Annotated in this window: 8 protein-coding genes and 1 pseudogene; 4 read left to right on the plus strand and 5 right to left on the minus strand. The window is 66.7% G+C overall.

The window, feature by feature from the left end; translation table 11 throughout:
• Nucleotides 1-74 precede the first annotated feature (74 nt).
• The 3 genes and pseudogenes from QP996_RS03115 (at nt 75) to QP996_RS03130 (ending at nt 8,409) form a co-directional block, all read left to right on the plus strand.
• Complete coding sequence (locus QP996_RS03115) at nt 75-947, plus strand: hypothetical protein (protein WP_284871167.1); 873 nt, start codon at nt 75-77, stop codon at nt 945-947.
• A pseudogene (locus QP996_RS03120) lies at nt 943-4,551 on the plus strand (ABC transporter ATP-binding protein). Before QP996_RS03115 ends, QP996_RS03120 begins: the two are co-directional and overlap by 5 nt.
• 123 nt (nt 4,552-4,674) lie before the next feature.
• The gene (locus tag QP996_RS03130; RefSeq protein ID WP_284871168.1) at nt 4,675-8,409 is read left to right on the plus strand and encodes a multifunctional oxoglutarate decarboxylase/oxoglutarate dehydrogenase thiamine pyrophosphate-binding subunit/dihydrolipoyllysine-residue succinyltransferase subunit; all 3,735 of its coding nucleotides are present in this window, start codon (nt 4,675-4,677) and stop codon (nt 8,407-8,409) included.
• An 88-nt stretch (nt 8,410-8,497) separates the two neighbouring features.
• Here QP996_RS03130 and QP996_RS03135 read toward each other — a convergent pair whose 3' ends face one another.
• Together QP996_RS03135 and QP996_RS03140 are read right to left on the minus strand one after the other, a co-directional pair.
• Nucleotides 8,498-9,211, minus strand: coding sequence for a hypothetical protein (locus QP996_RS03135; protein WP_284871169.1), 714 nt, complete (start codon nt 9,209-9,211; stop codon nt 8,498-8,500).
• Complete coding sequence (locus QP996_RS03140; RefSeq protein ID WP_284871170.1) at nt 9,204-9,725, minus strand: YflT domain-containing protein; 522 nt, start codon at nt 9,723-9,725, stop codon at nt 9,204-9,206. Before QP996_RS03140 ends, QP996_RS03135 begins: the two co-directional genes overlap by 8 nt.
• Nucleotides 9,726-9,777: 52 nt before the next feature.
• Between QP996_RS03140 and QP996_RS03145 the strand changes: the two genes are divergently transcribed.
• Nucleotides 9,778-10,914 carry an Mrp/NBP35 family ATP-binding protein gene (locus tag QP996_RS03145; protein WP_284871171.1) on the plus strand — a complete coding sequence of 379 codons (1,137 nt, stop codon included), beginning with the start codon at nt 9,778-9,780 and terminating at the stop codon, nt 10,912-10,914.
• On the opposite strand, the gene tatB is transcribed toward QP996_RS03145, so the two are convergent.
• Genes tatB through sigE form a run of 3 tightly spaced genes read right to left on the minus strand, consistent with a single transcriptional unit; the run spans nt 10,907 to nt 12,334 of the window.
• Nucleotides 10,907-11,329: a Sec-independent protein translocase protein TatB gene (tatB, locus tag QP996_RS03150; RefSeq protein ID WP_284871172.1), complete on the minus strand. Its 423-nt coding sequence runs from the start codon at nt 11,327-11,329 to the stop codon at nt 10,907-10,909. The two genes, QP996_RS03145 and tatB, sit on opposite strands and share 8 nt — an antisense overlap.
• 10 nt (nt 11,330-11,339) lie before the next feature.
• Nucleotides 11,340-11,729 (minus strand): anti-sigma factor family protein, encoded by a 390-nt coding sequence (locus QP996_RS03155; protein WP_284871173.1) that lies wholly within the window; start codon nt 11,727-11,729, stop codon nt 11,340-11,342.
• A gap of 11 nt (nt 11,730-11,740) precedes the next feature.
• Entirely contained in the window at nt 11,741-12,334 is a 594-nt protein-coding gene (gene sigE, locus QP996_RS03160; RefSeq protein WP_284871174.1) for an RNA polymerase sigma factor SigE, read from the minus strand.
• Nucleotides 12,335-12,395 lie beyond the last annotated feature (61 nt).

The raw sequence follows: 12,395 nt of genomic DNA on the forward strand, positions 1-12,395 counted from the left end.
CAGCGTAGACGCAAGCGCACAACATCCAACTAAGCTGGACCGACGTAAAAAACCGATTAACGAAAGAGCACACGATGTTCGGCAACAAGAAAAAGAACCAGGACCTCGCCGTCCGCCAGGAAATTGAAGAGGCGCTGCGCGAAGACCCGACGCAGTTAGAAAAGGACGCCGGCCCGCTGGGGCGCGCGTTTATCGGCGCGGTGGATAAGGCTGTTCAGATGCAGACCTCCACCATCCGCACCTACGTGAACTGGCTGCGCCGCCAGAACCCGGAGGCCACGCCTGCGGAGATTCAGAATCTTATGGACGAGCACCTGAAAAACACCGTCACCGGCACCGGCGCGGGCGTGGGTGCCGCAGCCGCCGTGCCCGGCATCGGCCTGTTTACCGGCGCGGCCGCAGTGGCGGGCGAATCTGTGCTGTTTTTGGACCTCGCCGCGTTCTACGCCGTGGCATCCGCCTACCTACGCGGCGAGGACATCGAGGACCCGGAGCGCCGCCGCGCGCTCGTGCTCTCGCTGCTGATGGGTGCCAAGGGATTGGCGATTGTGGACGCCATGCTTGGCGACGACGCCGGCAAAATCCCCGGCAAGTCCACCCTGGCCAAGTTCTCCGGCCCCACCCTGTCCAACACCAACAACGTGCTAGAGCGCATCGCCATGCGCTCCATGCGCAAGTCCCTCCGGCGGGCGTGGCTCGGCAAGCTCATGCCGCTGGGCATCGGCGCGGTCGCCGGCACCACCGCCAACCGCAAGCTCGCCGACGGCGTGATCGGCAACGTCCAGTCCGGCCTCGGCGCGGTGCCCGCGGAGTTTGCGGCACCACTGCCGGTGAAGGACGGCGGCGAAGACGACGACCAGGGCCTGAGCCTGAACCCCAAGGAGTTCGCGGCCTGGATCCTGCGCCAGTTCAAGGACGAAGATAAAAAGGACGGCGACAACAATTAATCCCCTGCTCACCAGATCCCTCCGCGCCAACCGCCCCGCGGCCGTCGCCGCCTTTGCCGCCGCCACGCTCGCCGCGGTGTTCCAAACGGCGGTGCCGGCGCTGACCGGCCGCGCGGTGGACATCGCCACCGGCAATGCGGAGGGATCGGTGACGCGCACGGCGTGGTGGATGGTCGCCGTGGCGGCGGCCACCTACGCGTTGAGCTTCATCCGCCGCGTCACGGCGGGCCGGCTGGCGTCCATCTCCCAGCACTGGCTGCGCACCGAGATCCTGCGCACGCTGCACCGCCTGGACGGGCCAGGCCAGGACACGATCGTCACCGGCCAGATTGTCTCGCGCTCCATCTCGGATCTGAACCAGTACCAGATGGTGTTAGACACCCTGGCCATGATGCTCACGCGCGTTGTGCAGCTCGCGCTCACCCTGACGGTGATGCTGTGGATGGACATCCCGCTAACCCTGATGTCGCTCGCGCTGCTGCCGCTGATCCTGTAGGAGGCCAACCGCTCGCGCAAGACGCTCTACGCCGCCACGTGGGTCAACCAGCACGCCACCGCGGAACTGGCGGAGCACGTCGAGCAGACCGTCTCGGGCGTGCGCGTGGTCAAGGCGTTCGGCCAGGAGCAGCGCGAGATCGACCAGCTGGACACGCTTGGTCGCCACCTCTACGCGGTGAAGATGCGCGCAGCGAAGCTCACGGCGCGCTTCCAGCCCATCCTCTCCCAGCTGCCCAAGGTCGCGCTGGTGGTCACCATCATCGCCGGCGGCATGCTGGCCATCCGCGGGCAGATCACCATCGGCCAGTTCGTGGCATTCACGGCGTACTTGACCTCCATGACGTCGATGATGTCCATGCTGACCAACCAATACGTGCGCCTGCAGATGGGCATGAGCTCCTTCGACCGCCTCGACGACGTGCTGGGGCTCGCCCCCGTCGACGAGGCCACCGGCGGCCCCGCGACCGGCACGGGCCTGCGCTTTGACAACGTGCACTTTGCCACCGGCGGCAACCCCGTCCTCAACGGCTTTTCGCTCACCGTGCGCCCGGGCGAGACAGTCGCGCTCATCGGCCCGCCCGGCGCAGGCAAAACCATGGCCGTCCAGCTCGCCGGCGGCTTCTACCAGCCGGATTCCGGAAGCATCGAGCTTCTCGACGGCTCCGCTGACCCCGCCGCCCTGCGCCACAAGGTCCTGTGCGTGTTCGACGAGGCGTTCTTGTTCTCTTCCTCCGTGCGCGAGAACATCGCCATGGGCTCCACCCTTCCACCCGATGAGCTCGACGCCGCTGTGCGCGAAGCGGCGCGGCTGGCCTGCGCCGACGAGTTCATCGAGCGTCTACCCGACGGCTACGACACCGAAGTCGGCGAGCGCGGCCTGACCTTATCCGGCGGGCAGCGCCAACGCATCGCCCTGGCGCGTGCGCTCATGGCCACCCCCGAGGTGCTCGTGCTCGACGACGCCACCAGCGCCATCGACGCCGTCACCGAATCCCGCATCCTGGCCAACCTGCGCGAGGAGCTTATGGATGTCGCGGTGCTCACCGTCGCGCACCGTCAGTCCACCGTGGACCACGCGGATCAAGTTGCGGTGGTGCGAGGCGGAGCCGTCGTCAAGTGTGGCCCCCGCGACGAGGTCGTGCAGAGCCCGGAGTACCTGGCCACCATGTCTGCGGACACGCCTACGGAGCTGCCCGTGGCCCCCACGCACGCCGAGCTGTGGCCCGAGGTCACCGAGCCGGAACGCGAGCGCGTGATCGTGCCCACCACCGGACGCGCGTCCACGGTCAACGCCACCCCGGAGCTACTCGCGCGGGTGGACACTCTCCCCGAGGCCACCGAGCAGCCGAACCTCAGCGAGGAACGACTGGAGCAGCTGCGCACCCCGTCGAGCGACTTCCAAGTGCGCGACCTGTTCCGCGCGGTGCGCTGGCTCATCGTCGGCACCGTGGCGCTGCTGGTGGTCGGCGTGCTGGCGGACCTGGCGTTCCCCACCCTCGTACGCGCCGCCGTTGACCGCGGTATCGCCAACTCGGACCAGGCCAGCCTGATCCGCACTGGGCTTATCGCGCTGGGTGTGGTGGTGGTGGCGTGGGCGTCCATGACCGTGATGACGGTGCTGTCGTCGCGCTCCGGCGAGCGCCTCCTCTACGGCCTGCGCCTGCGCTCGTACGCCCACCTGCAGCAGCTGGGCTTGAGCTTTTTCGAGTCGCGCCTGTCCGGCAAGATCATGACGCGCATGACCACGGACATCGACACCCTGTCCAGCTTCCTGCAAACCGGGCTGGCCCAGGCCATCGTCGCGGTCGGCTCGCTTGCCGGGGTGACCGTGATGTTGGTGGCCACCGACGGCCAGCTCGCCCTGGTCGCCTTCGCCGCGGTCCCAGTGATCGCGCTGGCCACCTGGGGTTTCCGGCATTTCTCCAAGCGCTTCTACGCCGCCGCGCGAGCGCAGATCTCCGCGGTCAACGGCGAGTTCGCCGAGCTCATCGGCGGCATCCGAGTCACCCAGACCCACCTCGCCGAAGACCACTTCGAATCACGTTTTGCGCAGATGAGCGATACGTACCGACGCACCCGCATGCGCTCGGTGCGCCTGGTGGGCCTGTACTTCCCCGGCATGCAGTTCGTCTCCCAGGTCATGACCGCGGTGATCATCGGCGTCGGCGCCACCCGTATCGCGGACGGCACGCTGTCGGTCGGCGTGCTCGTCGCGTTCACCATGTACCTAAGCCAGCTCTACGGCCCCATCCAGCAGCTCGGCCAAATCTTCGACTCCTGGCAGCAAGCCACCGTCAGCTTCGACCGCATCCGCGAACTGCTCGCCGAGCGCACCACCGTCCCCGACACCGGCACCCGCCCCGGTGCGCACACCGCAGCGTCCGGGGAGCTTTCGCTTAACGACGTCACCTTCGGCTACTCGCCGGACTCAGAGCCCGTCATCGACGGGATGGATCTTGCCCTCTCGCCCGGCTCCACCGTGGCACTCGTTGGTCCGACGGGGGCGGGCAAGTCGACCGTCGTCAAGCTGCTGGCCCGCTTCTACGACCCAGTGGAAGGTGTCGTGCGCGCGTCGGGGACGAACGTCGCCGAGTTCCCGCTGGCGGATTGGCGGCGCGCGCTCGCGCAGGTGCCGCAGGAGTCCTACCTCTTCCCCGGCACCGTCGCGGACAACATCGCCTACGGCGCCGCCGGCGCCACCGACGACGAGGTGCAGGCCGCGGTGGAGCGCATCGGCGCCCTCGGCGTCATCGGCACCATTCCCGGCGGCTTCAACGCGCGCGTCGGCGAACGTGGCCGGGGCCTAAGTTCCGGTCAGCGCCAAATCATCGCGCTCGCCCGCGCGGAGATGCTCACACCCGCGGTGCTGCTTCTCGACGAAGCCACGGCCACCCTCGACCCCGCCACCGAACGCGCCGTGCTCGACGCCTCCGACAAGGCGATGGCGGGGCGCACCTCCGTCGTCGTCGCGCACCGCCTCGCCACAGCCGCGCGGGCCGACCGCATACTCGTTGTGGATGAAGGACGTATCATTGAAGACGGCTGCCACGAGGACCTCATCTCCGCAGGCGGAAGATATGCCCATATGTGGGCTGTTAACCGATAACGGGGGTGAAACGTAGGTCCCCCGTGGAGAGGAACAACCCAAGTTAGCGCGTTACCAGCGCCGACGATTACAGTCAAAGAAACGTTCCGCGAACACAACCCAGAAGGAAGGCGAGAACCTGCCGTGAGCAGCGAAAACACGTTCGGCCAGAACAGCTGGCTGGTTGACGAGATGTTCCAGCAGTACAAGGACGACCCCAACTCGGTGGACGCCGAATGGCGTGAACTTTTCGAGAACAAGGGCGCTCCGAAGACCGCGAAGGGCACCCCCAACGTCACCCCTTCCGACGAGAGCGCAAGCACTCCGAAGACTGACCCGAAGGTCTCCCGCACCACCGGCGCCCCGAGCCAGGACGGCCGCGAGACCAAGGTGGACGAGGCAGCGGCCAAGGTGGCCGAAAAGCCCAAGCGCGCCGTGAAGCCGGCCAAGGCTTCCCCGCTGGACAAGGTCAACCAGGTCGAGGTTGAGCCCGGCGAATTCCAGCTCAAGGGCGCTTTTAAGGCTATTGCCAAGAACATGAACGAGTCGCTCGAGGTACCGACCGCGACCACCGTGCGCGACATGCCGGTCAAGCTCATGTTTGAAAACCGCGCGCTGATCAACGACCACCTCAAGCGCACCCGCGGCGGCAAGGTCTCCTTCACCCACATCCTGGGCTACGCCATCGTCCTGGCCACCAAGCTGCACCCGGACATGAACAAGAACTACAAGGAGGACGGCAACAAGTCCTTCGCCGTGCAGCCGGAGCACATCAACCTCGGCCTGGCCATCGACCTGCCGGGCAAGAACGGCTCCCGCTCCCTCGTCGTCGCCGCCATCAAGGAGTGCGAGAACAAGTCCTTCGACGAGTTCGTCGAGGCATACGAGGACATCGTCGCCCGCGCCCGCGACGGCAAGCTCACCATGGACGACTTCTCCGGCGTGACCATCCAGCTGACCAACCCGGGCGGCATCGGCACCCGCCACTCCATCCCGCGCCTGACCAAGGGCCAAGGCACCATCGTCGGCGTCGGCGCAATGGACTACCCGGCAGAGTTCGCCGGCGCCTCCGAGGACCGCCTCGCCGAGCTCGGCGTGGGCAAGCTGGTCACCCTGACCTCCACCTACGACCACCGCGTCATCCAGGGTGCGGAGTCCGGCGAGTTCCTGCGCGACATCTCCGCGCTGCTCATCGACGACAAGTTCTGGGACGAAATCTTCCGCTCCCTGCAGATCCCGTTCTCGCCGCTGCGCTGGGCTCAGGACGAGCCGAACACCGGCGTCAACAAGGACACCCGCGTCATGCAGCTGATCGAGGCGTACCGCTCCCGCGGCCACCTCATCGCCGACACCAACCCGCTGCACTGGCACCAGCCGGGCCTGCCCAAGCCGGACTCGCGCGACCTGCTCATGGAGACCCACGGCCTGACCCTGTGGGACCTGGACCGCGTCTTCCACGTCGGCGGCTTCGGCGGCAAGGAACAGATGACCCTGCGCGAGGTCATGTCCCGCCTGCGCGCGGCCTACACCCTGAAGGTGGGCACTGAGTACTCCCACATCATGGACCGCGACGAGCGCGAGTGGCTGCGCGACCGCGTCGAGGCCGGCATGCCCAAGCCGACCGGACCGGAGCAGAAGTACATCCTGCAGAAGCTCAACGCCGCCGAGGCCTTCGAGAACTTCCTGCAGACCAAGTACCTCGGCCAGAAGCGCTTCTCGCTCGAGGGCGCCGAGACCCTGATCCCGCTGATGGACGCCATCATCGACACCGCGGCAGGCCAGGGCCTGGAAGAGGTTGTCATCGGCATGCCGCACCGCGGCCGCCTGAACGTGCTGTTCAACATCGTGGGCAAGCCGGTTGCCACCATCTTCAACGAGTTTGAGGGCAACATGCGCGCAGCCCAGCAGGGCGGCTCCGGCGACGTGAAGTACCACCTCGGCTTCGAGGGCGAGCACATCCAGATGTTCGGCGACGGCGAAATCAAGGTCTCCCTGGCCGCCAACCCATCCCACCTCGAGGCCGTGGACCCGGTCCTGGTGGGCATGGCGCGCGCCAAGGCCGACCAGATCAAGTTTGCAAAGGGCCGCGAGGACCACCCGGTCGTGCCACTGATGCTGCACGGCGACGCGTCGTTCACCGGCCTAGGCGTGGTCCAGGAGACGCTGAACCTGTCCCGCCTGCCGGGCTACACCGTCGGCGGCACCATCCACATCGTGGTGAACAACCAGATCGGCTTCACCACCACCCCGGACTCCGGCCGTTCCTCCTACTACGCCACCGACCTGGCCAAGGGCTTCGACTGCCCGGTGTTCCACGTCAACGGCGACGACCCGGAGGCCGCAGCCTGGGTGGCCCAGCTGGCCACCGAGTACCGCCGCGAGTTTGGCAAGGACGTCTTCATCGACCTGATCTGCTACCGCCTGCGCGGCCACAACGAGGCCGACGACCCGACGGTGACCCAGCCGGTCATGTACGACCGCATCCAGTCCCACCCGTCGGTGCGTACCCGCTACACCCAAGACCTCATCGGCCGCGGCGACATCACCGAGGAAGACGCAGAGAAGGCAGCACAGGACTTCCACGACCAGCTGGATTCCGTCTTCTCCGACGTCAAGGCGGAGAAGGGCCAGCCGAGCGAGCAGACCGGCATCACCGAGTCCCAGGAGCTCACCCGCGGCCTGGACACGAACATCTCCGAGGAGCAGTTCAAGCGCCTCGCCGACGCGTACGCGAACCTGCCGGAGGACTTCACGCCGAACAAGCGCCTGAAGTCCGTGCTGAAGAAGCGCGGCGGCTCGTTCACCGACGGCGACATCGACTGGGGCTGGGGCGAGCTGCTCGCCTTCGGCTCCCTGGCGGAGCAGGGCAAGTTTGTCCGCCTCGCCGGCGAGGACTCCCAGCGCGGCACCTTCACCCAGCGCCACGCGGTGCTGTACAACCCGGACAACGCCGAGGCGTACAACCCGCTGGACCACAACGCGCAGGAAGCAGACAACGGCGGCCACTTCCAGGTGTTCAACTCCGCCCTGACCGAGTTCGCGGGCATGGGCTTCGAGTACGGCTACACCCTGGGCAACAAGGACGCCGTGGTGGCCTGGGAAGCGCAGTTCGGCGACTTCGCCAACGGCGCGCAGACCATCATCGACGAGTACGTCTCCTCCTCCGAGACCAAGTGGGGCGAGCTGTCCTCGCTGATCTCGCTGCTGCCGCACGGCTACGAGGGCCAGGGCCCGGACCACTCCTCCGCACGCATCGAGCGCTACCTGCAGCTCGTGGCGGAGGGCTCCATGACCATCGCCCAGCCGACCACCCCGGCAAACCACTTCCACCTGCTGCGCCGCCAGGCGCTCGGCGAGATGAAGCGCCCGCTGGTCGTCTTCACGCCGAAGTCCATGCTGCGCAACAAGGCCGCTGTGTCCCAGCCGGCTGACTTCATCGAGGTCAACCGCTTCCAGTCCGTCATCGACGACCCGAACTTCGTCGAGCGCGGCAACAAGGTCATCGGCGACACCGACAAGGTGGAGACCATCATGCTCTGCTCCGGCAAGATCTACTGGGAGCTGGCGAAGAAGAAAGAGGCCGACGGCCGCGACGACGTCGCCATCATCCGCGTGGAGATGCTCCACCCGATCCCCTTCAACCGCCTTTCGGACGCGTTCAAGAACTACCCGAATGCCAAGGAGATCCGCTGGGTCCAGGACGAGCCGGCAAACCAGGGCGCATGGCCGTTCTACAACGAGCACCTGCGCACCCTGATCCCGGACATGCCGGAGATGGTCCGCGTGTCCCGCCGCGCCCAGTCCACCACCGCAACCGGTGTGGCCAAGGTGCACCAGCAGGAGGAGAAGCAGCTGCTCGAGGAGGCATTTGCAAAGTAGCTTGACGACGGAGCACGTCACCGCGCTCCCCCTCAAGCGCTAGGGCCCCGGGGTTCACCCGGGGCCCTTCCTCGTGTTGAGGAGCTTGTTAACGCGCGCCAGCACTGTCGGCGGAGTCGCCCGCCGCTGCCCCGTCCTCGTCCGCTTCCGGCAACTCGTCGTCGTAGATGTTGATGTGGGCGTTTTCCATCATCCACGCCGCCAGCGTGTCCTGGACGTCGGCGCCGCCCTCGATGTCCTCGACCATCTCCTCCAGCGACTTGGTGGAGATGACGCGGGTGATGAAGTTCAGGCGGTTGATCTCGCCGCGGTCGAAGCCAGACTTGTCGAACAGCGGGATGATGTTCTGCGGCAGCTCACCGGAGCGCCCGCAGCTTTGCGCCGGCGAGGGGTCCACGGTGCGAAGGGTGCTGGGCAGGCCAGCGATGGCCTGGTCGTAGACCACGTCCGAAAAGCCAGCCGGCTCATCCTTCGCCTCCTGTTTCAGGCGTTCCGCGGCCGCGGCGTCGGTCTCCTCCACCAGGCGGCCGGTGCAGGTCACCACGAAATCCACCGGCGTTTCCTTCAGTACCCGCAGCGTGTCGCCGGCGGAGAAGTCGGCGGCGGTCACGCTAGTGGGCCGGCCCAGCTGCTGCAGCACGCGGCTGTAGATCTCGCCCAGGACGCGCTGCTCCGGGTCGTCGGCGTCGACGCCGATCGCGATGGGGTCCTTCGTGGTGCCTTGCAGCCCGTTGGGCACACAGCCGGACAGCGTGACCGCGCTTAAGGAAAGGGCAGCCAGTGCGCGGTACGGCTTACGCATTGGGGTTGGGGTGCGCGGAGTCGTCGATAGGCAGCTGGCCCGCGATGAGATCGCGCGCATGCGGGGCGGCATCCGGCTCGCACAGCACGTCGTAACGGCCCGCCACAATCGTCGTCGCCGACGAGAAATCGCGCTTGCCGCCCGTGAACGCGTACGCCACCGCCGCGAAAATCACACCGAAAATCGCGCCGACGATCAGCGTGGTGGTAAACGTCACCCAGCCCGAACCAGGTTCGGTAAACACGGACAGGATCAGGCCGATGAACAGACCCATCCACAGGCCTGACAACGCGCCGGTGCCCAGTACCTTGCCCCACGTCAGGCGGCCGGTGATCTTCTCCACCTGCATCAAATCCACGCCCACAATGGAGAGTTTCTCCACCGGGAATTCCTTGTCGGAAAGCGAATCCACCGCCTCCTGCGCTTCCGCGTACGTTTTGAAGCTGCCGACGGGCCAGCCCGTAGGGACCTCGCGCGCAGGTAGACGGGAAGAATTATTCATGGGATTAGTCATGTGCCCCAGTGTATCCGCTCGCACCAGCGACCCCGTTATACTGCTGAGCAACATGGCAACAGAACAAAAAATCACAGAGCAGGACGTCCTCGCCGCACTCGCGCGCGTGGAAGACCCCGAAATTGGCAAGCCCATCACCGAACTGGACATGGTGGAATCCGTGCGCATTACCGGCGCGGACGTGGCCGTGGGCATCTACCTCACCATCGCCGGCTGCCCGATGCGCGACACCATTGAGGGCAACACGCGCGCAGTGCTCGAAGAGCTCGACGGTGTCGGCGACGTCTCCGTCACCCTGCACACCATGAGCGATGAGCAGCGCCGGGCGCTGGCGCTGAAGCTGCGCGGCGAGCAGACCGGGCCTGCGATCCCGTTCGCGGACCCGGACACGCGCACCCGCATCTTCGCCGTGGCCTCCGGCAAGGGCGGCGTGGGCAAGTCGTCCATGACCGTGAACCTGGCCACCGCCCTTGCCGCGCAGGGCTTGAGCGTCGGCGTGGTGGACGCGGACATCTACGGCCACTCCGTGCCCGGCCTGATGGGCTCGAACGACAAGGGCCCAACGGTTGTCGACGAGATGATCATGCCGCCGATCGCCCACGGCGTGCGCCACATCTCCGTGGGCCAGTTCGTCGAAGGCAACGCGCCGATCGTGTGGCGCGGGCCCATGCTCACCCGCGCGATCCAGCAGTTCCTCGCAGACGTGTACTGGGGCGACCTGGACGTGTTGTTCATGGACCTGCCGCCCGGCACCGGCGACGTGGCCATCACCGTGGCGCAGCTCGTGCCCAATGCCGAGCTGCTCATCGTGACCACCCCGCAGGCCGCCGCGGCCGAGGTGGCGGAGCGCGCCGGCACGATCGCGCAGCAAACCGATCAGAAGATCGCCGGCGTGATCGAGAACATGGCCGGCATGACCATGCCCGACGGCACCGTCATGGACATCTTCGGCGAGGGCGGCGGCGAGCAGGTGGCCGAGCGCCTGACGCAGCTGACGGACTCCGACGTGAAGCTGCTCGGCTCCATCCCCTTAGACCCGAAGCTCCGCGAGCACGGCGACACCGGCACCCCCGTCACCATCTCCGAGCCCGACTCCCCTGCCGCCAAGGCCATCCAGGCCGTGGCGGATCAGCTGAAGGTGCGCCGCGAGTCGCTCGCCGGCAAGAGCCTCAACCCGCAGGTTAAGTAATGTCCTCCCAGGAAAAGCTCCTGCCTTTCGACGGCCGCTCCGCCTGATCCGGCCTCGTCCGCTCCTGCGGCGCAGGTTTATTCGGCTGTGGCTGCGCGGGTCGCGGGCCGGAGCGGGTGGGCTCTGTTCCGGCCTGGCGCGGATCTACGGCCTCGTCTTCGAACAGCACTTTCGCCATGGCGCGACGTGGCCCCATCGCCGCGTACTGAGACACGGTATCGATGGGCTTTTTAAACTCATCGAATCCTTCCAGCTCCCCGTTCATCTCGGCTTTTGCGTTGTTGATGGCCTTCTTCGCGGCGTAGATCGCCGCGCGCACATCCTCGACGACGGCAGGCAGGCGCTCGGGCCCGATCACGATGAGCCCGATGATCAGGATGAAGAAAATCTCGCCCCAGCCGATGTTGGAAAACACCTATAACACCCTACTCCCCGCGGCGCTTCAGCGCGCCCAGGGCCGAGTGCAACGCTGAGCTGAGATTGGCGCTGAGGTTGGCGCTGAGGTTGGCGCCCAGCTTCCTGCCCTTACTGCTCGGCCCCGTCGTCTCGCCCACCTCGTCGAGGTCGTCGGCGCACATGCCTGCCAGGCGCTCCACCAGCGATGCCGGGGCGTGCACGTCCGAGTTATCCACCACGCGCAACCGGTTCGCGGCGCCGCGCTGGGCGTCGACCTCGGCACCGCATTCGTCGCAGTCTTCCAGGTGGCGCGCGGCGCGGCGGAACGCGGGATCAGACAGCTCGCCGTCCACGAAGGCGGCGACCGCCTCCGGGTTCAGGTGGTCGGTGGAGTTGAATTCGCGTTTGGCCATTGACATCACGTCGCGTGTTAGCGGGTGCGGATGAGTTCCTTCGCGTGTGCGTCCTCAAGCGCCTGCGCCTCCAGAGACTCGCGCAGCTGTGCGCGCCCGCGGTGGATGCGGGAGCGCACCGTGCCCATCTTCACGCCGAGGGTGTCGCCGATTTCCTCGTAGGTCATGCCCATGACGTCGCAAAGCACGACGGCAACGCGGAAATCCGGCGCCAAATCATCCAGCGCGCGCTGCAGCGCCGGATCCAGGTTGGCCACGTTGTAGGCCTCCTCCGGCGTCATGTCGGTGCCCGGCACCCGCTCGTAGTCCTCCGGCAGCGCTTCCATGCGGATCTTTGCGCGGCGGCGCACCATGTCCAGGAACAGGTTGGTGGTGATGCGGTGCAGCCAGCCCTCGAAGGTGCCCGGCTGGTAGTTCTTCAAGCTGCGGAACACGCGCATGAATGTTTCCTGCGTCAGGTCCTCCGCGTCGTGCTGGTTGCCGGAGAGGCGGTAGGCAAGGCGGTACACGCTGTCGGCGTGTTCCTGCACCAGCTCCGACCAGGTGGGCATGGCCCCCTCGCCTGCGTCGAACGCGGCGGTGCCGGACAGCTGGTTTTCCTCAGAGGTCATAGCGGATATTCTTGCAGACTCACCTCCCAGACACCAGCGCGTCTCCTGTGAGCTCGCTGAG

The sequence above is a fragment of the Corynebacterium sp. MSK008 genome, assembly GCF_030232585.1.
In the GTDB taxonomy this organism is placed as follows: domain Bacteria; phylum Actinomycetota; class Actinomycetes; order Mycobacteriales; family Mycobacteriaceae; genus Corynebacterium.